At 38.3% G+C, this 21,607-nt stretch carries 22 protein-coding genes; 13 read left to right on the plus strand and 9 right to left on the minus strand.

Features of this window, described 5'->3' with window-relative positions; translation table 11 throughout:
* Positions 1-153: 153 nt before the first annotated feature.
* The 3 genes from EZ456_RS18675 to EZ456_RS18685 form a co-directional block, all read right to left on the minus strand.
* Entirely contained in the window at positions 154-1,182 is a 1,029-nt protein-coding gene (locus EZ456_RS18675; protein ID WP_131532749.1) for a quinone-dependent dihydroorotate dehydrogenase, read from the minus strand.
* A 169-nt stretch (positions 1,183-1,351) separates the two neighbouring features.
* A complete protein-coding gene (locus EZ456_RS18680; protein WP_131532751.1) occupies positions 1,352-2,002 on the minus strand; it encodes an NAD(P)-dependent oxidoreductase in 651 nt (216 codons plus the stop codon).
* Positions 2,003-2,075: 73 nt separating this feature from the next.
* Entirely contained in the window at positions 2,076-2,486 is a 411-nt protein-coding gene (locus EZ456_RS18685) for an RrF2 family transcriptional regulator (RefSeq protein WP_131532753.1), read from the minus strand.
* Between the two features lie 350 nt (positions 2,487-2,836).
* Between EZ456_RS18685 and EZ456_RS18690 the strand changes: the two genes are divergently transcribed.
* From EZ456_RS18690 to EZ456_RS18715, 6 genes are all read left to right on the plus strand, one after another.
* A complete protein-coding gene (locus EZ456_RS18690; RefSeq protein ID WP_131532755.1) occupies positions 2,837-4,744 on the plus strand; it encodes an ABC-F family ATP-binding cassette domain-containing protein in 1,908 nt (635 codons plus the stop codon).
* Between the two features lie 767 nt (positions 4,745-5,511).
* Entirely contained in the window at positions 5,512-6,789 is a 1,278-nt protein-coding gene (locus tag EZ456_RS18695) for a type IX secretion system plug protein (protein ID WP_131532757.1), read from the plus strand.
* 168 nt (positions 6,790-6,957) lie between these two features.
* Positions 6,958-7,923, plus strand: a complete 966-nt coding sequence (locus EZ456_RS18700; protein WP_131532759.1) for a formylglycine-generating enzyme family protein — start codon at positions 6,958-6,960, stop codon at positions 7,921-7,923.
* A 21-nt stretch (positions 7,924-7,944) separates the two neighbouring features.
* On the plus strand, positions 7,945-9,267 hold the full coding sequence (locus EZ456_RS18705; protein WP_131532761.1) for a Gfo/Idh/MocA family oxidoreductase: 1,323 nt from the start codon (positions 7,945-7,947) through the stop codon (positions 9,265-9,267).
* A gap of 10 nt (positions 9,268-9,277) precedes the next feature.
* Positions 9,278-10,300, plus strand: coding sequence for an FAD:protein FMN transferase (locus tag EZ456_RS18710; RefSeq protein ID WP_131532763.1), 1,023 nt, complete (start codon positions 9,278-9,280; stop codon positions 10,298-10,300).
* Entirely contained in the window at positions 10,297-11,223 is a 927-nt protein-coding gene (locus EZ456_RS18715) for a hydroxypyruvate isomerase family protein (RefSeq protein ID WP_131532765.1), read from the plus strand. Before EZ456_RS18710 ends, EZ456_RS18715 begins: the two co-directional genes overlap by 4 nt.
* 146 nt (positions 11,224-11,369) lie before the next feature.
* Here the strand turns inward: EZ456_RS18715 and EZ456_RS18720 are convergent, their stop codons facing one another.
* Positions 11,370-12,857, minus strand: a complete 1,488-nt coding sequence (locus EZ456_RS18720) for an alpha-amylase (protein ID WP_131532767.1) — start codon at positions 12,855-12,857, stop codon at positions 11,370-11,372.
* A gap of 274 nt (positions 12,858-13,131) precedes the next feature.
* On the opposite strand from EZ456_RS18720, the gene EZ456_RS18725 reads away from it, so the two are divergent.
* Positions 13,132-13,653, plus strand: coding sequence for an acyl-CoA thioesterase (locus EZ456_RS18725; RefSeq protein WP_131532769.1), 522 nt, complete (start codon positions 13,132-13,134; stop codon positions 13,651-13,653).
* Between the two features lie 70 nt (positions 13,654-13,723).
* Positions 13,724-14,905: a cation:proton antiporter gene (locus EZ456_RS18730; protein WP_131532771.1), complete on the plus strand. Its 1,182-nt coding sequence runs from the start codon at positions 13,724-13,726 to the stop codon at positions 14,903-14,905.
* A gap of 178 nt (positions 14,906-15,083) precedes the next feature.
* On the opposite strand, the gene EZ456_RS18735 is transcribed toward EZ456_RS18730, so the two are convergent.
* The 3 genes from EZ456_RS18735 to EZ456_RS18745 form a co-directional block, all read right to left on the minus strand.
* Positions 15,084-15,647, minus strand: a complete 564-nt coding sequence (locus EZ456_RS18735) for a hypothetical protein (RefSeq protein ID WP_131532773.1) — start codon at positions 15,645-15,647, stop codon at positions 15,084-15,086.
* 345 nt (positions 15,648-15,992) lie between these two features.
* Positions 15,993-16,499 carry a hypothetical protein gene (locus EZ456_RS18740; protein WP_131532775.1) on the minus strand — a complete coding sequence of 169 codons (507 nt, stop codon included), beginning with the start codon at positions 16,497-16,499 and terminating at the stop codon, positions 15,993-15,995.
* A gap of 53 nt (positions 16,500-16,552) precedes the next feature.
* Positions 16,553-16,957 (minus strand): EVE domain-containing protein, encoded by a 405-nt coding sequence (locus tag EZ456_RS18745; protein WP_131532777.1) that lies wholly within the window; start codon positions 16,955-16,957, stop codon positions 16,553-16,555.
* 431 nt (positions 16,958-17,388) lie between these two features.
* Here EZ456_RS18745 and EZ456_RS18750 point away from each other — a divergent pair, with 431 nt between their 5' ends.
* The 4 genes from EZ456_RS18750 to EZ456_RS18765 all read left to right on the plus strand — a co-directional run bounded on the left by EZ456_RS18750 (position 17,389) and on the right by EZ456_RS18765 (position 19,625).
* Complete coding sequence (locus EZ456_RS18750) at positions 17,389-18,048, plus strand: hypothetical protein (protein WP_131532779.1); 660 nt, start codon at positions 17,389-17,391, stop codon at positions 18,046-18,048.
* 116 nt (positions 18,049-18,164) lie between these two features.
* Entirely contained in the window at positions 18,165-18,473 is a 309-nt protein-coding gene (locus EZ456_RS25385; RefSeq protein ID WP_131532781.1) for a hypothetical protein, read from the plus strand.
* Positions 18,474-18,726: 253 nt separating this feature from the next.
* Positions 18,727-19,281, plus strand: coding sequence for an REP-associated tyrosine transposase (locus EZ456_RS18760; RefSeq protein ID WP_131532783.1), 555 nt, complete (start codon positions 18,727-18,729; stop codon positions 19,279-19,281).
* Positions 19,282-19,433: 152 nt separating this feature from the next.
* The gene (locus tag EZ456_RS18765) at positions 19,434-19,625 is read left to right on the plus strand and encodes a hypothetical protein (protein WP_131532785.1); all 192 of its coding nucleotides are present in this window, start codon (positions 19,434-19,436) and stop codon (positions 19,623-19,625) included.
* Positions 19,626-19,952: 327 nt separating this feature from the next.
* Here EZ456_RS18765 and EZ456_RS18770 read toward each other — a convergent pair whose 3' ends face one another.
* Both EZ456_RS18770 and EZ456_RS25390 read right to left on the minus strand, forming a co-directional pair.
* Positions 19,953-20,342 (minus strand): hypothetical protein, encoded by a 390-nt coding sequence (locus EZ456_RS18770; protein WP_131532787.1) that lies wholly within the window; start codon positions 20,340-20,342, stop codon positions 19,953-19,955.
* Between the two features lie 192 nt (positions 20,343-20,534).
* Entirely contained in the window at positions 20,535-20,846 is a 312-nt protein-coding gene (locus EZ456_RS25390; RefSeq protein WP_205945130.1) for a hypothetical protein, read from the minus strand.
* Between the two features lie 221 nt (positions 20,847-21,067).
* On the opposite strand from EZ456_RS25390, the gene EZ456_RS18775 reads away from it, so the two are divergent.
* Positions 21,068-21,604, plus strand: coding sequence for a hypothetical protein (locus EZ456_RS18775; protein WP_131532789.1), 537 nt, complete (start codon positions 21,068-21,070; stop codon positions 21,602-21,604).
* Positions 21,605-21,607 lie beyond the last annotated feature (3 nt).

The raw sequence follows: 21,607 nt of genomic DNA on the forward strand, positions 1-21,607 counted from the left end.
TAAAACCCGCAGGCGAGGAACGAGCCAAGGCTTTGAAGCGATAGCGGGACTATCACAGCCCATGGAATGCTGACATTCATTTCCAAAACCTGAAAATTAAAAATAGTCTGGTTACAATGCTTTCAAATAATCAGTTTAAAGCATAGATTACGTTTAAACTAACTCTTTACAGATATTTTTGATCAAACCTGGTCCTTCGTATATAAAACCAGTATACAGTTGAACCAAAGATGCACCAGCATCTAATTTCTCTTTAGCATCTTTTGCTGAGTGTATTCCGCCTACACCGATAATAGGAAATGCTTTGTTCGATTTCTCTGAAAGATAACGGATTACTTCCGTAGCGCGTTCTTTAACAGGTTTACCGCTCAAACCACCGGTTTGGGTCGTCAGGTCTTTTTCTGTAGCTAAATTTTCTCTACTAATGGTTGTATTGGTTGCAATAATGCCTGCAATTTTGGTTTCTGCAACAATTTCGATGATATCATCCAATTGCGCATCAGTTAAATCAGGTGCAATTTTTAATAAAATCGGACGCGAAATATCGTTTTTACGGTTGCGTTGCTGTAAAGTATTGAGGATTTTTTTTAGCGGTTCTTTTTCCTGTAGTTCGCGTAAACCCGGGGTGTTGGGCGAACTTACATTCACCACAAAATAATCGACCACATCAAATAAGCGGTCGAAACATTTAATGTAATCGCTTACTGCATCTTCATTTGGGGTAGCCTTGTTTTTACCGATGTTTCCACCTACCACAATATCGGGATGTTTATCTTTTAGCAAGCGCAAACGCTCGGCCATTACATCTACACCTTTATTGTTAAAGCCCATACGGTTAATTAGGGCTTCATCATTAGGTAAGCGAAACATCCGGGGTTTATCATTTCCAGGCTGAGGCATTGGTGTTACCGTACCCACCTCGATAAATCCGAAACCTAAATTGCTAAGCGGCTCCACATATTCACCGTTTTTATCAAACCCAGCGGCCAAACCAACAGGATTTCTGAATTTTATGCCGAAAACCTCGCGTTCTAAACCTTTAATATGCACATCAAAACTGCTACGGATAATGGTTTTACCAAGTGGAAATTTATCATTAAACCATTTTAACCGCTTAACTACAAAATAATGTACGTTTTCAGGGTCAAATTTGAAGAATATTGGTTTAATTAGGCGATACATGGCACGAAGATAAGAACTTAATGGGAAAAAGGAAAATGAGACAGTCTTCAGTTATCAATTTTCAGTTCCCAGTGAACTAATGACCAAAGACCATACTCCACCAGACTATCGACCAAGAATCATCCAATTATGCCCTCTCATCCATTTTCCCTCTCCCATCTTCCATCATTTAGTATGCCGCTGTAAACTGCTCCTGGTGATGTGCGTTATTCTCCAGTTCATCAGCAATAACGATCGCCAAATCTTCTACTGATAAGATAGAACGGCCTTCTTCATTAAAAACAGGACTTGTTTTACCCAAACGGTATTTTCCGGTGCGGCCAGTAGTGATGCCCTGATGCATCTCAATAGCTGGACTAAAAAACAACCAATCCAATTCCTTCTCCTGCTTTAACGTATTAAAATAATCTCTTACTGCTGTTGCGCCTGGCTTGTATTCGGCAGGAAAGTTCGGCCCATCTACGATTTGGTGACCATCAATCTGCAAAGTACCCGCTCCACCGATAAAAATGTAACGTTTAACACCCGATGCTTTTACAGCAGTTTGAATAGCTTCCGCTCCCTGTACGGTATCGTTATATAAATTTGGATTGGTCCAGCCGGCGTTAAAAGCACTTACCACGGCGTCGGCACCTTTTAAAGCTGCTGCTAATATTTCAGTGTCCAAAACATCAATAGCAATTTTACTCACATGATCATTGTTATTTTCAATTTTAGCGGTATCGCGTGCAATGGCCATCACTTCATTTCCACGACTTACTAATTCGTTCAAAATGGCTTTGCCTACAAACCCAGAGGCTCCAATTAATGCTACTTTCATGTTATTTAATTTTTAAAATTTATTAATCTATTTAAATTGTAATATTTTTTGTTACAGTTATATTCAAAATTTTTTATTTAAAACCTGCACTAAAATCTTTTAATGTTTTAGATGATAAACTTTTAACTAAAGCGGTTTCGGCTTCATCATATAAATCGGTCAGGTGTTTAGTAATCTGTTTCCCTACCGGACAATCGGGATTGGGTTCATTTTTGCTTTCGCCCAACAGGCTTTTTTGTTTAACCGCCCTATACACATCGCCCAGATTAATATCTGCAGGATTTTTCGCCAAGGTAGAACCCCCACCCTTTCCTTCCTTGCTCTGCACAAAACCATATTTATGCAAATTGGCCAACTCCTTTCTCACCAGAACAGGATTACAGTTAATACTACCAGCAATGTATTCAGAATTCAATAGCTGCCCCTTCACCTGATCGAGGAGTGTAAGGATGTGAAGCGATATAGAAAAATGACTGCTATTCATACTGTAACTATTTTTATTACAGAACAAAGGTATGATAATTTTTATACTTCATAAAAATTTAACATCATTTAACCCTGCACTGACAATTGTAATGCCTTACTGTTTTATAGATCAATTAAAATTTTAGGATATTGAGCAGATAAGCGTTATATCGAGTATCAATTTAAAACAGTAATAATTATTAAACAGGCACTTAAAAGCTTTTGTTTTTACAAAAATTGATTTTTAATGTTACTGTGATACTAATTAGCAAGTATTGCTTTACTTAAGCACCCATTAATGTTGTTGGCTTATCCTATTTGACTTTCCATCTGAAAAAAGCCTTTAAATTTCGTACTTTTGCAGCCGAAATGATTTCAATAAATAATTTAACCTTCCTAATTGGCTCAAGGGCCTTGTACGATGACGCGAACTGGCACATTAAACCTGGCGACAGAGCTGGTTTAATCGGCGCGAACGGAACAGGAAAATCAACACTTTTAAAAATAATTGTAGGCGAATATGCACCGAGTTCGGGTACTGTTTCCATGTCTAAAGACCTGAAAATTGGCTACTTAAACCAGGATTTACTTTCTTACGATTCGCACCATAGCATTTTGCATGTAGCCATGGAGGCATTTGAGCGCCAAAACCAATTGCACGATGAGATTGAAGAACTGCTAAAAAAAATCGAAACTGATTATAGCGAAGAGGTTTTATTTAAATTAAGCGATAAACAGCAAGAGTTTGAAGCTTTAGACGGTTATAACATCGAATATAGGGCAAACGAAATTTTGGCTGGTTTGGGTTTCAGTACTGCAGATCAATTGCGTCCGCTAAATACCTTCTCTGGAGGTTGGCGTATGCGTGTAATGCTGGCGAAAATATTATTGCAAACACCCGATATCTTACTACTGGATGAGCCAACCAACCACATGGATTTACCATCTATTAAATGGTTGGAAAACTATTTAATGGGTTTTGAAGGTGCCATTGTAATTGTATCTCACGATAGGTATTTCTTAGATAAAATTGTAAACCGTACCGTAGAATCACGTAAAGGAAAACTAAACGTATACGCTGGTAATTATAGCTTCTATGTTGAAGAAAAAGCTTTACGTGGCGAAATACAAAAAGGCGAATTTAAAAACCAACAGGCTAAAATTAAGCAGGAAGAGCGTTTAATTGAGCGTTTTAAGGCGAAAGCGAGTAAAGCTAAAATGGCACAATCGCGGATGAAGGCTTTAGATAAAATGGAGCGTGTTGATGATGTAGATGATGATAACCCAACGGTAAACTTTGCGTTTAAATTCTCTAAACCATCTGGCCGGCACGTGGTGCGCATAGAGCATGCCAATAAGAGCTATCCTAATGTGCATATTTTAGATGATGCTGAAGGTGTGATTGAAAAAGGCGATAAAATTGCGTTGATCGGTGCAAACGGTAAGGGTAAATCTACTTTATTGAGAATGATTGCAGGTGCTGAAAAATTTGATGGTTTTTGCGAGACCGGTCATAATGTTACCACCACCTTCTTTGCACAGCACCAATTAGAATCGCTGCACTTAAACAATTCGATTTTAGAAGAACTGCAAGCATTTGCCCCAAAACATTCTGACACCGAATTGCGAAGCATTTTAGGTTGTTTCTTGTTTACCGGTGATGATGTTTTCAAAAAGATCAAAGTGCTTTCTGGAGGGGAAAAATCGCGTGTAGCATTGGCAAAATCTTTAACTACAGATTCGAATTTCCTGATTCTGGATGAGCCTACCAACCACTTGGATATCCAATCGGTTAACATCCTAATCCAGGCTTTAGATCAGTTTGAAGGTACTTTTATTGCCGTATCTCACGACAGGTATTTCTTAGATAACGTAGCCAACAAAATCTGGTTTATCGAAGGTGAAAAAATTAAACAATACCCTGGTACTTATGCCGAATATGAAGAATGGAATAGCAAAAGGATCATTCCGGTGGCCAAACCTATCCCGGTTAAAATGCCAGAAAAACAAAAGGAACAGCCAAAACCGATTACACCAAATACAGCTAACCAATTAAAAAAGCTGAACGACGAACTGCAAAAAACAGAAAAGTTAATTACCGAACTGGAGCAAAACGTTAAAAACATTGAAGCAGAATTGGCAGATGAAAATGTTTACGCCAAAGCCGATAAATTAGCAGAAGCCAACAAACGTTATTTAGCGACTAAACAGGAGTTAGACAATATCCAAAATAAATGGGAAAGTTTAGCTGCTGAAATTATGGAGCTGGAAGGTTAGTGTAATGAGAATTTATTTAGATATAATGGCCGTCCCGATTAAAATCGGAACGGCTTTTTTGCGTCATGAATATTTTTTACCACGGAACACGGATTAATATCTGGGTTATATCATGCTGAGGCGCGGAAGCATCTGTTTCATTGACTGTAGATGCTTCGTATCTATCAATGACAGACACTTCATTTATCTGATAATAAGAATTTTACATATATCAGTTACGAATCTGTCATCAACCCTCCATTGTATTTGAAAAATTCTAACCTCTACCATTGACGTTATTTCACAAATCGTTATTAATTAGAATCTATCTGTTTCGCATTTCCATCCAGCTAGGCCATAGCACGGTATCCCCGTTCTACTTTAATCCGGCCTAACAAATTTTTCGGGCTACACTGTTCTTGCCGCACAACTGGCTTCAAAAGAAAAATTTTCAGCCGGCATTTTTTGTTTCTTTTTGATGCCAAAAAGAAAGAGCCCTTCGGCGGCGGCGAGCCGAAGCAAGACCGTGGAGTATCGCAAAAGAATCAATTATTCGTCACTAATATTGATTTATACAATAAATTATCCCTCAGAATGACAGCGTATTCAAGGTTGCTGTAAACAAAAAAAAATCATTGTATCATTAGCAATTACTTCCTTCCTAGATAGATCCCTCCACTACGGTCGGGATGACGGCACGCTGGGAATCTTCCGTGTCAATCCGTGCCTCCGTGGCCAAACTTAAAGATGTGATTTTGCCACTTCCCAATAAAACTTTACTTTTAACCATGCAGAAAATACTATTCCCGATTTTATTTTTCATCTCTACCCTGGCCTTTGCGCAAAACGACAAAACGTTTACCAACGAGAATAAAATTTATCTTCCAAATATTAAAACTGTACTTTGTTATAACAGCAATAAAGAGCAGAGTTTACCTGTAATTATGCTCAATTCGTCAGAAACGATAACTTTTTCGTTCGATGATCTACTGGCGGGCACCCAAAATTATTGGTATACCATTGAGCACTGTACCGCAGAATGGGAGACTTCGAAAATTTCGAGCATCGATTATTTAGGAAGTTTTAATGATGACCGCATCATTAATTATCGTTATTCTTCTAATACCACCCGAAAATATACACATTACGAAATCAGCTTACCCAATTCCCAGATCCAACCCAAAATTGGGGGCAATTATGTGTTAAAAGCCTATTTAGATGGAGACAAAAACAAACCTGTTATTTCACAACGCTTCTACATACTCGATAGTCAGGTTGCTGTAGCAGCAGAAGTAACCAATTCCATGCAGGTTGAAAACAGGAATTATAAACAAAAAATCAACTTTACCATTAATCATGCCTTCCCTATCCCAAACCCCTACCAGGATGTAAAAGCTGTGGTGATGCAAAACTTTAATGCCAATACTATTCAGGTTAATACCAAGCCCTCCTTTGTAAGGCCAAACCAATTGGTTTATAACGACCTCAACACTAATGATTTTTGGGGAGATAATGAATTCAGGAAATTTGATACCAGGAGTTTAAGGTACAAGGCTGATAATGTTAAAGATATTTACCGCGATAATCAATCCGTAAACGTGATGCTTTTTCAGGATGCAACCAGAACAGTCGGTGCGTTTGCCAACCAGTACGATGAAAACGGAAACTTTTTTATCCGCAATACCGATGGGCGGGACGACAAAACAGAAGCAGAGTACATGAGTGTTTTATTTACCTTAAATGCCCCGGCACCCAGCCCGAATGGCGATGCTTATGTTATTGGCAGATTTAACAATTATACCATGAGCAACGAAAATAAACTGCTCTATGATGTCAACAGGAAACAGTTTTATGGCAATGTGATACTTAAACAAGGCCTCTACGATTATGAATTTGCCTGGTTTAATAAAGATACCAAGGTAATGGAAACCAAGCCTTTTGAGGGTGCATTCTTCCAGACCGAAAACAGCTATCAGATTTTCGTTTATTACAGGCGCCCAGGCGCTCGTTGGGATACCCTCGTTGGTTACACCAATTTAAGCAATAAGGTTTCAGACAGAAGATAACCACCTGAACCGAAGCTTAGTATTAATTGTCGACTTGACTTTTAATATTACAATACTTACCTTTATTGTTACATAAATTTTCTTTGTTTTAGATGTGGTTATTTACTTTAGCGTTTCAGAAAGCAACCAGATAAACACCTAGAAAATAAGTGTATCTAACCAAAAATTATGTTTAAAAAGTTAATTGCCGTAGCATTAATAGCCTATCCTTGTGCACAGATTTCAGCACAAACTTCTAGTGATTCGTACACCCAATCCATTAATGGAACAAAATTAAAATTCGATATGCAGGCTATACCAGCAGGCAAATTTAAGATGGGAAGTAAAACTGGGAAACCAGATGAGCAACCCGTTCACGAGGTTAAACTCGATGCCTTCTGGATTGGAAAACATGAAGTTACCTGGGATATTTTTGAGCCTTTCCTCTATCGCGATTATGAAAAACAAGCCAGCGTAAGTGCTATTCCAGCTGAAGTGGATGCCGTTACCAGGCCTACAAAACCCTATCTCGATATGACTTTTGGCATGGGCAAAGAGCATCAACCAGCGGTTGCAATGACCCAATATAATGCCATCCAATTTTGTAAATGGCTATATGTACGTACAGGTATTTTTTATCGTTTACCAACAGAGGCAGAATGGGAATACGCCTGTAAAGCAGGTACGGAAACCAATTATTCTTTTGGCAATGATGCGGCCAAGTTAGGCGATTATGCCTGGTATAAAGATAATAGTGATAACAAAACACACCAGGTAGGACAAAAAAAACCAAATGCCTGGGGTTTATTTGATATGTACGGCAACGTTAGCGAATGGACCTACGACCAATATATCGCTGACTTTTACAGTCAAAGCAAAGATAAAACTGCAGAAAACCCAGTGGCAATACCCGAAAAACTTTATCCAAATGTAGTTCGTGGTGGCTCTTATGATGAAACACCAAACAACTTAACTTCAACGGCTAGATTAGCGTCTGATCCATCCTGGAAACAATTAGACCCACAAATCCCTAAAAGCAATTGGTGGTTCCCTGAAGCTCCGTTTGTAGGGATGCGCCTGGTACGACCAGCTAAAACACCATCAAAAGCAGAAATAGACACTTATTACAATAAACAACCTATAAAAGACTTTTAAACAACACAACCAAACCACAACATGAAAACACCAAAAATTAATCTACAAGAACGCCGCGATTTTTTAAAGGCAACTGCAATGCTCGCAGGTGGAGCAATGTTAAGCAGTATCCCATTAGCCGGCGCCTATGCTTCAGGATCAGACACCATTAAAATAGCCTTAATTGGCTGTGGCGACCGTGGAACAGGAGCCGCTTTCCAGGCGTTGAGCACTAAATTCAATATTAAATTAGTAGCTATGGCCGATGCTTTTCAGGATCGCTTAGACAGCAGTTACCAATCGTTAAGTTCGAAATTTGCAGCAAAGATGGATGTTCCAAAAGAACGCCAGTTTGTAGGTTTCGATGCTTATTTAAAAGCCATTCCATTAGCCGATGTAGTGCTATTAACTACCCCTCCGGGCTTCCGTCCTATCCATTTCGAAGAAGCTGTTAAACAGAACAAACAAGTTTTCATGGAAAAACCTGTTGCAGTAGATGCACCGGGCATTAGAAAGGTATTGGCAGCAGCTGAAGAAGCAAAAAAGAAAAAGTTAAATGTTGTAGTAGGCTTACAGCGCCGTTACCAGACCAACTATCTCGAATCGATGAAACGCATTAACGATGGTGCCATTGGCGATATTATGTCTGGCCAGGTATACTGGAACAGTGGTGGCGTTTGGGTACGTCCGCGTAAAGCAAATCAAACCGAAATGGAATACCAAATGAGAAACTGGTATTATTTCAACTGGTTATGTGGCGATCATATCGTTGAGCAACATGTACACAATATCGATATTGCCAACTGGATAAAAAATGGACATCCGGTTTCGGTACAGGGAACAGGTAGCCGCGCCTGGAGAACAGGGAAAGATTATGGAGAGATTTACGACAATCACTCTATCGAATTAACTTATGCAGATGGCGCGATAATCAATAGCCAGTGCAGACATTTCGAGGGTATCAGTAACCGTGTGGATGAATCTTTCCAAGGTACCAAAGGCAAGATTTATCTTTCAGGCAGCAATCAGGCCATTATGAAAGATTATAGTGGCAAAGAACTATATAACCACAATACCAAAGGAAACGCAAATCCTTACCAAACAGAACATGACGAACTTTTCGATGCTGTTTCTAAGGGAGAATATAGATTTAGTAATGTAGACTATGCCGCAACAAGTACATTCTCTGCAATTATTGGTCGTTATGCTACTTATTCTGGTCAAACCATTAAATGGGATGAGGCTTTGGCTTCGAATATCAGTTTAATGCCAGAGCGTTTTGCATGGGATGCCAACCCAAGGTTAATGCCTGATGAAAAAGGACTGTACCCTATCGCCATGCCTGGACAAGCAAAGGTGATCTAAAACTAAATTGATGCGTTATAGGTTTTTGCTTTTCCTTTTACCACTGATTTCCGCTTTCTCCTTCAAAAAGGAAGTTAGGCAATACAAAATTAATGGTTTTGCACAGGGAACTGATTATGCTATAATGTACTATGCGACTGATAGTTTAGCCACTAAGGCAGGCATAGATAGTTTATTAAACGAAATTGATTTATCGATGTCGCTTTACAAAAAGGGATCATTGATAAATCAATTTAATTCGGCAGAAAAAGAAATCAAAACCGATCGTTTGATAAATGACGTGCTCAAAAGGAGTTTCGAGATCAATCAGGATACAAAAGGTGTTTTCGATATTACCGTTGCCCCATTAGTACAGGCCTGGGGTTTTGGGCCAAAAGAAGCAAAAGTCGATCCAGGTCCATCAGTCATTAAATCGATACTGGCCTGCGTAGGCATGAAAAACCTAAAACTAAAGAATGGCTTGTTGACCAAACTAAAACCCTGTGTGCAAATCGATTTAAACGGAATTGCCCAAGGTTATAGCGTCGATTTAATTGCCGCTTATCTCGAAAAAAAAGGAATTAAGCATTACGTAGCTGAATTAGGAGGCGAAATTCGCATTTCAGGACCTAAACCCAATGGCGAAACCATGAAGATCGGTATTGAAGGCCCCGATAAGGATGGAACTCCTGTGATCAGGCATATCGCCGCCATAAATTCAGGGGCAATTACCACCTCTGGTAATTACCGGAAATTCCACCAAAGCGGAAAGAAAAAGATTTCTCACCTGATCGATCCTAAAACAGGTTATCCTTTAGATAATGAGATGATCAGCGTAACGGTATACGCCAATGATGCCATTACAGCCGATGGATATGACAATGCCTTAATGGCGATGAACCTTAGAGATGCTATTGCCTTTGTAGAATGCAGAAAAAACCTCGAAGCTTATTTCGTATACCACCAAAAAGATGGCAAAGTAGCTGATACCTTAACTACGGGTTTTAAAAAATTAATTACACAAAATACCTATCGTTTAAAAACAAACCGATGAAAAGAAGTGAATTTATAAGAAACAGCTTATTAACTGCTGGTGCAATAACTACAGGAGCCGGAATTACCAATACTTTTGCAGCCGAAAAACCAAATGCAGCATTAAGTGATCAGGTTTTTAATATGGATTATGCACCACACCAGGGCATGTTCGAAAATCATGCAGGCAAGAGTTTTTTAGATCAGATCCAATTTATGTACGATAAAGGTTTCCGATCTATCGAAGATAATGGCTACCTAAACCGCTCTATAGAAGAGCAGGAAAAAATTGGAAACCTACTCGCTAAACTGGGCATGCGCATGGGTGTTTTTGTAGTAGATGGTGGCGATAACTGGAAAACCTCTTTAACCACTGGCAAAAAGGAATTTAAAGACAAATTTGTAGAAACCTGCAAAAAATCGGTGGAAGCGGCAAAACGCTGTAACGCCAAATGGCTTACCGTAGTGCCTGGTTTTTATGAACGTAATTTACCTTATGGCAATCAATTTGCCAATGTAATTGATGCCATGCGTGCCGGAGCAGAGATTTTTGAACCCCACGGTTTGATTATGGTTTTGGAAACTTTGAGCGATACCCCAGAGCTTTTCCTTCAAAAAACAAATGAAACCTACGCAGTTTGTAAAGCAGTAAAAAGTCCTTCGTGTAAAATCCTGTACGATATTTACCACATGCAACGTACAGAAGGCGATTTAATTAAAACCATCGACCGTTGCTGGGATGAAATTGCTTACATCCAGATTGGTGATAATCCGGGCCGAAAAGAACCTACAACCGGAGAAATCAATTATAAAAATCTATTCAAACACCTGCATAAAAAAGGTTATAAAGGGGTTATGGGTATGGAGCATGGCAATTCAAAAGGTGGAAAGGAAGGCGAACTGGCTGTTATTTCGGCTTATAGAGCGGAGGATAACTTTTTGTAGATAATAAAAAATCGTCATTGCGAGAAGGAACGACGAAGCAATCTTTCATACTAGTGATCCTTACTATAAAGATTGCTTCGTCGGCTGAAAAAGCCTTCTCGCAATGACGATTTATCGAGGGTACTGCAAAGGAAATGACGAGCTACCTACCCCACTTTCAACACCCACACCGATACACTTCCGGCATTGCAGTGAAACTCCGCCCAGCCATTTTCATCAATGGTTACTTCCTGCTCCCTATAGCCTAACGCATCAACAAACGTCTTTCCGGCAAAATGTTTACCAATTTCCATTTCTTTAAAGCCTTCTTCTCCTGTGCTCAGCAATACAGCCAGGCCACTATTTTCATGTTCCTCATCACCTGCACGTGTCCACCCTACGCAAATGGCATGATCAAAATAATCGCGCTGCTCACCGTAGGCTAAGGTTGTACGGATTTTACTCATGGTTTCTACTACAGGAATTGCGACCAACTCCACATGTACCTCATCGCCTTCTTTGTCTTTATCATCATAAATTCCGCCATACAGATCAGGAAAGAACAAACACGGAATACCCTGTACACGCAACAGGATCATGGCATAAGCTAAAGGTCTGAACCAAAAATCTACATAAGATTCCAGTGCCTGCAAAGGTTGCGAATCATGATTATCAACAAATGTTACGGCCAAATCTGGCTTCACCTGAACCAGGGTTCCATCAAAAATCGTCCGCATATCAAATGTTTCATCCTTACTGGCCAGGAAAAAATTATGGTGCAAAAGCGAATCGAATATTTGCGTCCTGCCGCCAGTAGTCTCAATATATTTCAACTGCCCCTCTCTATCCACCACATTCCAATCTTCGGCCACGATAAAAAATTCGCGGTTAAATTTTTGATTTAGGTGATCGATCCACTCTACAATAAAATCCGGATTGATGTGTTTAACTGCATCTAATCGAAAACCGTCTACTTTGGTGGTTTCGACTATCCATTCGCCCCAGTATTTTAACTCTTCAATTACAGCCCTGTTGCGGTAATCAATATCGTTGAACATCAGATAATCATAATTACCAAATTCAGTAGATGGAACCTCTTCAAAACCTTCTCCTAAATAATTCTGAATCGAATAAATAGCAGTTTTTTTGAGGTCTTCAGCCCAATCTACCCCACTAAAGCACTCATGATTCCATATAAATTCAGAATATTTTCCCTGCCGCCCAGGGAAAGTAAACTTCGTCCAGGCTTCTATTTCAAAAACATCGCTGGTAAATTCGTTTCTATCTTCTGGATTTACAGTTCTAACCGCTATTTTTTCGAGTTCATCGCCACCTGCTTTGTGGTTAAAAACCGCATCGGCTAAAGCACCAATCCCATTATCGTGAAGTGCTTCAATAGCTTTGATATACTCATCTTTCGAACCATGTTTGGTATTTATACTTCCTTTCTGATCGAACTCGCCCAAATCGAATAGGTCATAAACCGCATAACCAACGTCATAAGCCGCATTGTTCGATTTATATGCCGGAGGTAACCACACAGACGTTATCCCAATTTCTTTTAGATGACTGGCTTCGGCAGCTACTTTAGTCCACAAATTTTGTTCTTCGTTATAATACCAATGAAAAAATTGGATCAGGGTCTGATTTTGCATTAATTCGATTTTTTTTAAGGATAACATGATTTTTTACGAATTGTTTTTTTGGATTTACAGGAAAAACCTTGCATGCTCGTTTCCCACTGATTTCGCTGATACCCGCAGAAAACTAAAATAATAAATCTGCGAAAATCTGTTGAATCTACGGGAACAATCTTGCACATGCTTTTCCCGCTAATTGCGCAGATCACCGCAGAAAAACATCATTTTAATCCGCTAGAATCCATTTACAATACCATTTTAACCACATTTTACTTACTTTTGCGCTTAAATGAGTTTAAAAAAGAAATTTGCCAGAGAAAGTTTTACCATCATGAATGAATTGGTATTACCAAATGATACCAATACATTAAATAACCTAATGGGTGGGCGTTTGCTTCATTGGATGGATATTGCAGCGGCAATTTCGGCTCAAAAACACTGTAACCGTATCGTGGTAACCGCTTCGGTTGATAACGTTTCTTTTAAACATCCCATTAAATTAGGCGATGTTATTACCATTGAGGCCAAAGTGACCAGGGCTTTTAATACTTCAGTAGAAGTTCGTTTAGATGTTTGGGCAGAAAACATTCCAAGTGGTGCACGCCAAAAAAGTAACGAGGCTTATTATACCTTTGTTGCGGTTGATCAGAGTGCCCGTACCATTCCGGTACCAGAACTTTTTCCCGAAACGCCTGAAGAAGTGGATTTGTTTGATGGTGCTTTACGCCGCAGACAATTGCGTTTGGTTTTAGGTGGAAAAATGAGTCCGGATGATGCCAGCGAACTAAAGGCACTTTTCTTTAAAGCATAATTTTTACATTAAATCTCTTTCTGCTTAGCACGATTGTTTTATTTTAGCGGTTTACCCTACGCTGAAAAATATGACAACTTATACCATTCTTATTGTTTTAAGCGGATTAGTAATTTTCTCTTATCTGTTTGATTTAGTGGCGAGTAAAACCAAAGTACCATCGGTTTTATTGCTACTTCTTTTAGGCATTGGTTTACGTTTGCTGGTAGATAACCTGAAGATACATACCTTCAATTTCCTTTCTATCCTGCCAACATTGGGTACGGTAGGCTTAATTTTAATTGTTTTTGAAGGCTCTCTCGAACTTAAATACGACCGGCATAAAAACAAGGTAATTCGCAGTGCCTTTTTCTCTGCCTTAAGCATTTTATTGGGCACCATCGTCGTAATCACAAGCATTATTTACCAGATCACCCACCACAATTTATATACCTGTATTGCAAATGCCATTCCTTTCAGTGTAATCAGCTCTGCTATTGCCATCCCTTCCGCAGCGGCATTAAACAATACCGACAAAGAATTTGTAATTTATGAATCTTCTTTCTCTGATATTTTAGGAATTATCATCTTCAATTTTGCCATTACCAACCATTCGATAAATACATCTGCTTTTATTGGCTTAGGTTTAAGTACATTCCTGATCCTTTTACTTTCGGCCATTGCCTGTGTCGTTTTGCTGTACGTAATGGGAAAATTGGTGCATCACATTAAATTCTTTTTAATTATAGCCATACTGATACTGGTTTATGCCATTGGTCAGTCTTACCACCTATCCTCACTGGTGTTGATTTTAAGCACAGGCCTTTTCCTCAACAATGCCGACACCATTGAGAATGCCTGGTTTAGAAGTGTCTTTTTATATAAAAATTTAACAGCCGATTTATCCCAACTCTACCAATTATCGGCTGAAAGTGCTTTTATTCTGCGTACTTTTTTCTTTGTTATTTTTGGCTTTACCATGAATATTGGCGACTTGAACAACAAAATTATATTAGCCAATGGTTTTTTCATTTTGATATCGATATACCTCATCAGAGTAGTATTTCTCAAAATATTCAAAAAAGAAAACCTTAGTCCAATTTTATACATTGCACCCCGGGGCTTAATTAGTATTTTGCTTTATTTCAACCTGCCAGCTTCTTTAAAAATACCTGAGGTAGGCACTCCATTTTTGTTCCTGGTGGTATTGGGATCGAGTATAGTAATGACGTTGGGAATTACCTTGAGCAAGAGAAATATTGTGGTTCATTAATTATTGGTTCATTGGTCATTAGTTTATTGGTCATTAGTTTATTTGGTTAATTGTACAAACTGTTTAACCGGTTAATTGAGGCCAGGGCATTAGTTCATTGGGCATTAGTTTATTTGGTTAATTGTATAAACTGGTTAATCCTCCAAACGCCCAGCGCAATACGCCCTACACCAAACGCCTAAGGTTTAAATGAAGATGAAATGGTTTTTAGTTGGTGCAGTTCGGCCAGAACATTTGGGTTGGCCTGATAGTAGATGGAATAATAACTGAGTTCGTTTAACTTATTTTCATCTATCTTATTCAAGTTAAAACGTGCAAGATTCGGATTAATGGCATGAATGGGTAGTGCAACAGCATTTGCAAGTGCTGTAAAAACAACAGAAAATACAGTGGCAGAAGCATACCCTTCTAAATCTGGCGCTTCATGTCCCCATTTATCTACGCTTTTACCATGGGCATTTATTTTATATTCATCTGGATTATCATCTCCTACTTTAATAAAATTCGTTCCTTTATAGCCTTTTTTAATCGTTCTTATCTGTGCTGTTTTAATTTCATTTATCGGAACCTTAATAAATTCGCCATCATGATTTAAAATAGCATTTACCGAGTCTACTTTATACAAAATCCCTTTGTATTTGCCATTTTCGGTTTTAAGAATGGCGATGTAGGGTTTTATACTTTGAGCCTTTGCTAACGTAAGGGAGAGGAAAAAGAGGAGCGTAAAATAGATGGTTTTCATATTGAAGTATTAAGAGACAGTTTAAATTTAATGCAATATTTTAATATTTAACATTTCTGTCACGGTGAGGGCTTAAAAATCAATACAAATAACAGATGATTTTTATTGCAGTGATTTTTGAGAGGAATCGTCATTGCGAGAAGGCTTTTTCAGCCGACGAAGCAATCTTACAACTATCGCTAGTAGCGACCGCATTAAGATTGCTTCCCCGAAAAAGTCGGGGCAGGCTCTCGTTCCTCCTCGCAATGACGATTCTTTTTATTGTAATCTGTTAATGCCGGGGAATCGAAATGCTAGGACAAATAGAATACCCCTCGGATAAATCGGGGAAGAATTATACAGACGCTAAGGTTTATCAGTATAATAAGCTTTTGAATATTTTTGAAGTTTCTGATACTCGGACGCAAAAAGCTTTGTGTCTTTATTGATTCTGAGCATCATTTTATTGGCCAAAACCTCACAAGCTAATCCATAACCTACACCAGCTATAACCCCAGCAGATGTTATACTCGCTAAAATAGTCAACTGCGAATCATCATGAAGGTCGCTCAAAAATGCTGCAGAACCAATAGCTGCCCCGCAAATGGTTCCGTACAATAAACCCTGCGCGGTTGTAAAACTATTTTTCTTCAAACGAATACTCACGATGTTTTGCGCCTTGATCACCACAGATTTTCCATGATGGTTAACCGTAAGTCCTTCAGGGTTAATTTGTTCCAGAACACCTTTATGCGTACCTAAAGAATCGGTTCTTACCTTTACCTGATAATTGATATATTCCTGCGATCTGCTTTCGCTTACAAACAGGCAGGTAACCAGAAAAATTATAGTGGCGATTATTTTAAACTTCATATTGAGGGCGTTATAATTAAATTGTCAACTGAAAACTGCTAACTGAAAACTGATCAGCTTCCCATTTCCAAAATCTTATCAAACTCAGCAGCTTTAAGCGGCATTACCGATAAACGTCCTTGTCTAACCAATGAAATATCAACCAAACTTGGCTCAGCTTTGATCTGCTCTAAAGAAACCGGATTTTTCAGGCTTTCTACAGGCGATAAATCAACCACTACCCAGTTAGCATCATCGGTAGTTGGATCCTGGTAAAACTCCCTTACTACTTTTGCAATGCCCACTACATTTTTACCTTCGTTACTATGATAAAAAAGCACCAGATCGCCTTCTTTCATGGCTTTTAGGTTATTTCTGGCCTGGTAATTACGAACACCATCCCAAAAGGTACGGCCATCCTGATTAAATTTTTCCCAACTGTACTTAAAAGGCTCTGATTTTACTAACCAATGATTCATCTTATTCTTTATTTAAAGCTCAAAACTAACAAAACAGAACGGATTAGAAAATAGGTTGGAAAGAATGGAGGAGGTATAAGGATATTAAGCGCTGCGCTTCATCCTGGATAAATCTAGTCAGGCTCCACTTCTCAGCTCATCTGCGTAATCGAAAATGCTGCGCTGCGCTTGTGTTAAAACATAGATCGAACTCGCTGCTTCGCAGCTGCCAGTTCTCACACATTTTCTCAGTTCGCAGTTGGTGAGCATATAATTTTTAGCTTTGCAGATAATTGATTTACATCTATTTTAGCTAAATTGAATAATTCTTAGACACTATTTCACAGCCCTAAAATTAGATGATTTTTTGAGAGTCTAGAAATGCTTAGAAAGTAAAAACATTTCAAATTTCACTACTTTACATGGGATATCAAATAAATGAGCAGTAATTAATGAGGCGATTCTTCAGTATATTAATTTTAATTGTCTTGACTTCGTGTCAAGAGAACAACTCAACCTTTGTTTTTGACCCTTCAGTTCCATACCCCCTCTTAAACCCAGGAGACTTTTGGCTAGACAAGTTTGATCAAAGAGGATTGCAGCATGCAACTATCTATCAGGATAGAATATATTGCAACACAATTAACATTGGAGGCGACAATTTTCTTTATTGCTTAAACCCAAAGAATGGACTCGTTGAATGGCGTGGTAGCATTGACGCTTTTGCAACCCAATCAGCATCATTTATAAATGATAGGGTGGTTTATTGCTCGTACCTGGGCAACATTTCTACTTTTAATAAGCAAGGAAAAGTTATTTGGAAAGCCAAGTTCAATCATCCTTATGGAGGTCATTGCCTTGACACAATCAATTCAAAGGTATTGGTTAAGACTGTTTATTGGAAGAACGTTTCTGAGTACGATTTAAAATCGGGAAAACTAATTTCAGACAATGAAAACGACTCTTTAACAAAACTTATTGAGAAGAATGTAGATCAAAAAAGATTTTTAGAAAAACATGAATATCGGTTTAAAAGAAATGGCAAAACTTACACCATTAAATCCAGACCGTCCAGATCTGATGAAGTCATAATTAAAATAGAATATAATTAAAACATAGATCGAATCCCGTTGCTATGCAACTGCTGATTCTCACAAATTTTCTCAATTCGCAAGCGGTGAGCGTTGCTAAAATACTTATCTTACGGACATAATCAATTAGCACAAATATGACTTTGGAGTACTTTAAAAGACAAGTGGCAAGCCCGATAGTCTCACTAAATAATTCATTGACATTCACATTTATCTACAAAACAGATATTACTGGTATAGTCAATGCCCATGATTCTGACCTAGGAGTAACCTTAAAAAGCGATTTTGAACTCCTCTATGATGAGGCGAAAAACCTAATTATATATTTAAAGGATTATAATGTTAAACATGGCAATTGGGTTGGCCGAGGTCTTTCATGCAATGTAATCTTTCTTGTGGATAACTTGAAGAAGTTTGAGTCTGCTTATGACCTAGTTGGAGAATAACCATATACTGATAAACATATCGTTGCACCGTTCTGCGAACTTTACTGCAACAACCTTCGTTCCATACACATGTCGGTACGCAACCAGTTTAATGTCTCTTTTATTTCCAAAATAGATCCTCTATTGATTTTTATGTTATCTTTTATCACTAGCCAAAGCCTCACTAGCGCAAGTCTTAGCGGGCAAGGCGGTGCGCTGTATGACTTGTGCTTTTAAATGCTTTATTATCTCTTGTAATCATTTATCTTTAATCATGAGTATAAAATATAAGTTTCATGATTCAACAGCAATATACTTTGTTTCTTTTGCAGTTGTGGGCTGGATTGATGTTTTTACACGTACGGTTTACAGAGACCTCCTAGTGGAAAGTTTAACTTATTGTAGAAGAGAAAAAGGCCTTAACCTGCATGCCTGGGTAATTATGAGTAACCATGTACATTTAATTGTGAGTAGCAGAGAGGGATACTTATTGGCCAACATTATGCGCGATTTAAAGAAGTATTCGGCAGTTAGGATCTTAAAAGAAATAAAAGACTGTGCGATTGAAAGCAGAAAAGAATGGATGCTTTACTTGTTTGCTAAAGCCGGGCAACAAAACAGCAATAATAAAAACTTTCAGTTTTGGCGGCAGGATAATCATCCCATCGAATTAGATCCTTATTCGAATATGTTCGAAGAACGGATTAATTATCTGCATAATAATCCGGTTGAGGCTGGGTTGGTGGCAAATGCCTCAGACTATTTATACTGTAGTGCTATAGATTACGAAGGAGGGAAAGGATTGATTGGCATTGATCTATTGGTTTGACCAAGGCACAAGTCGGGCCGCTGCTTAGGGCCGGGACGCTAAGACTTGCGCCAGAATGGGGAATCCCCAGCCATACCCTAAAATCTGTTGATGGTAGAATCCGAAGCAATTAACATGAAGTTTTAATTCCGAAAGCCGTAGACAAAAAGCACATGAGTAATACTATGGGGACAATGAACGTGACGATACAGCTGGGGAGAGACCAGAGGGAAATCAAGAAAAAGACGACTTTAACATACGGGAAAAACCAACCGTTGGAACAGACAGAAAAACTAGAGAAACAGGAGAAACAACAGAAAGAGAAAGTTGTGGAGAAAAAAGAAACGGAGATAGAACTTATGTAAAGAAAAGTTTATACTTTTGCTAATGATTCGGAAACAGGAAAGACCTGGAATAATCAAGGATGCAGCGGCGTCAAAGTCCTTGCACTATACAACCACTTCCACGTGGAGTTACCCTAATTATCCAAGTCTGGCGAGAACCTAAATCCTGAATTCAAAAATGTGCTACTGGAGGTGTTTCTCCTTACCCAGACATCATCTTCGGTATTAAAGTAAGCCTATTAGTAGTAGGCTTATTTTATTTTGTAAATATAAGGCTTTAAAACCTATAAGTTTTAACAGACCTTAAATTGTTGATAAATTGCATCATAAATCCACAATAATTTCAACCTATAGGCTGAAATTTATTTCATTAGGCTCAAATATTGACATGTGCCCAACCAATATCTTAGCGTCACTAAGAGCCGTTAAGGTCGAATCCAGATCATTCCCAAAGTTTGGCGTTTCAATCACCTTGTCTCCGACGATTGCCATATACTTCCTGATATCAACCTTGGTCCCATTTTTCAGAATTTTTAAAGTGAAAATTATTTTTTCATTTAGCATCCCATTAAAAGGATAATCATACACACCCAGGGTTATATTATTCACCAATGAGTTCAGCGAATCGAAATCTTTTGGCTTAGCTTTTTCCATCAATAATTCCAATTGCTGCACCTGCTTCATCAGGCCAGCTTTTATTTTGTATAAATCAATATAGGTCACTAAATCGGTTTCCATCTAACAAATATACAAATAAATCAGAAAAATGTTACACAAAACATTTTTTTTGTAACAAAAATTGTTTTTAATGTTACAATATGGTTCGCAATAGTTAGTAACCCAACTGATTCGCAAACAGAATACTTAATTACGAAGTACTAACCACACTTATACTTTCTGTTGATAAACAATACAGTCAAGCCATAACCTCTAAACTATCACTGCAAAGTCTGAACTACCGACCGCAACGTCTGAACTATCGACTGCAAGTATAGAACTATGAACCGCAAGTATAAAACTATCAACTGCAAGTATAGAACTATGAACTGAAAGCATAGAACTACGAACTGCAAGGTCTGAACTATCGACTGCAAGTGTAGAACTATGGACTGCAAGTATAGAACTATGGACTGCAAGCATAGAACTACGAACTGCAAGTACAGAAATATGAACTGCAAGTATAGAACTATGAACTGAAAGCATAGAACGGCGAACTGCAAGTATAAAACTGCCTTCATTCATGCATTATTTGAGCAACATATTTTGTAGATTGATTTATTGTGCCTATATTGCCTATGCAGATTAATAAATAACATATTTTTTCACCTAACTAAGAGAGATCAATTTTCACAATTAAATTCTAAAAATATTCCTGGACGAGCGTTTTAGAAACGCATTTTCTAATTTCTCTGAAAAGAGTTATTTGTTAGTCTGCAGCGTCCAGGAACTTTAATTTTAATGTTATGCAGACTAACAATTGTAAAAACCCAAACACACAGCTCCCAAATCAGGTAGCAGCTGTAACAGAATTCCGGAAACTGATTGAAGCCTATTTCGATATGATTAGTTTATCGGATGTGAATCAATTCCTTACTGAAATGCTTAGCGCAGCTATCGGGCCTGATCCGCGCTCTGGCAAGCACAAACCCATTACCATTGCCAACGCCCTTTATGATGTAAACAATATCATCAATCTGCTTACGAAAACAAAACTTTTGGCCAATAAAGAAACCTTTCAGCGTTATGCCATAAACCTGGATTATCACCTACAAGCTGTTGGCCAATTTGATGTGGAGCATCTATCTGAACTATTATATGTTGGATTAAATGTCTACATCTTTCAGGATGATGATTTTGAAGGCGCAACCTTAAAATTTTCTGCCGAAATTACTGCTGCATATAAAATGATTTATGATTGGTTGTCAGACTGCTATGCCTGGTGTAATGCTGTTGAGTGTTATGAATATAATAAAACTGCCGGTTTAGCAGCTACACAATAAACG

The organism is Pedobacter psychrodurus, from assembly GCF_004331735.1.
In the GTDB taxonomy this organism is placed as follows: Bacteria; Bacteroidota; Bacteroidia; order Sphingobacteriales; family Sphingobacteriaceae; genus Pedobacter; species Pedobacter psychrodurus.

Coding starts and splice junctions, on each gene's coding strand:
- EZ456_RS18715 (WP_131532765.1), top strand. CDS start 10,297: ATGAAAAGAAGTGAATTTATAAGAAACAGCTTATTAACTGCTGGTGCA.
- EZ456_RS18675 (WP_131532749.1), bottom strand. CDS start 1,182: ATGTATCGCCTAATTAAACCAATATTCTTCAAATTTGACCCTGAAAAC.
- EZ456_RS18680 (WP_131532751.1), bottom strand. CDS start 2,002: ATGAAAGTAGCATTAATTGGAGCCTCTGGGTTTGTAGGCAAAGCCATT.
- EZ456_RS18775 (WP_131532789.1), top strand. CDS start 21,068: ATGCAGACTAACAATTGTAAAAACCCAAACACACAGCTCCCAAATCAG.
- EZ456_RS18745 (WP_131532777.1), bottom strand. CDS start 16,957: ATGAATCATTGGTTAGTAAAATCAGAGCCTTTTAAGTACAGTTGGGAA.
- EZ456_RS18705 (WP_131532761.1), top strand. CDS start 7,945: ATGAAAACACCAAAAATTAATCTACAAGAACGCCGCGATTTTTTAAAG.
- EZ456_RS25385 (WP_131532781.1), top strand. CDS start 18,165: ATGACTTTGGAGTACTTTAAAAGACAAGTGGCAAGCCCGATAGTCTCA.
- EZ456_RS18765 (WP_131532785.1), top strand. CDS start 19,434: ATGAGTAATACTATGGGGACAATGAACGTGACGATACAGCTGGGGAGA.
- EZ456_RS25390 (WP_205945130.1), bottom strand. CDS start 20,846: ATGAATGAAGGCAGTTTTATACTTGCAGTTCGCCGTTCTATGCTTTCA.
- EZ456_RS18700 (WP_131532759.1), top strand. CDS start 6,958: ATGTTTAAAAAGTTAATTGCCGTAGCATTAATAGCCTATCCTTGTGCA.
- EZ456_RS18710 (WP_131532763.1), top strand. CDS start 9,278: ATGCGTTATAGGTTTTTGCTTTTCCTTTTACCACTGATTTCCGCTTTC.
- EZ456_RS18735 (WP_131532773.1), bottom strand. CDS start 15,647: ATGAAAACCATCTATTTTACGCTCCTCTTTTTCCTCTCCCTTACGTTA.
- EZ456_RS18760 (WP_131532783.1), top strand. CDS start 18,727: ATGAGTATAAAATATAAGTTTCATGATTCAACAGCAATATACTTTGTT.
- EZ456_RS18730 (WP_131532771.1), top strand. CDS start 13,724: ATGACAACTTATACCATTCTTATTGTTTTAAGCGGATTAGTAATTTTC.
- EZ456_RS18770 (WP_131532787.1), bottom strand. CDS start 20,342: ATGGAAACCGATTTAGTGACCTATATTGATTTATACAAAATAAAAGCT.
- EZ456_RS18725 (WP_131532769.1), top strand. CDS start 13,132: ATGAGTTTAAAAAAGAAATTTGCCAGAGAAAGTTTTACCATCATGAAT.
- EZ456_RS18685 (WP_131532753.1), bottom strand. CDS start 2,486: ATGAATAGCAGTCATTTTTCTATATCGCTTCACATCCTTACACTCCTC.
- EZ456_RS18695 (WP_131532757.1), top strand. CDS start 5,512: ATGCAGAAAATACTATTCCCGATTTTATTTTTCATCTCTACCCTGGCC.
- EZ456_RS18720 (WP_131532767.1), bottom strand. CDS start 12,857: ATGCAAAATCAGACCCTGATCCAATTTTTTCATTGGTATTATAACGAA.
- EZ456_RS18690 (WP_131532755.1), top strand. CDS start 2,837: ATGATTTCAATAAATAATTTAACCTTCCTAATTGGCTCAAGGGCCTTG.
- EZ456_RS18740 (WP_131532775.1), bottom strand. CDS start 16,499: ATGAAGTTTAAAATAATCGCCACTATAATTTTTCTGGTTACCTGCCTG.
- EZ456_RS18750 (WP_131532779.1), top strand. CDS start 17,389: ATGAGGCGATTCTTCAGTATATTAATTTTAATTGTCTTGACTTCGTGT.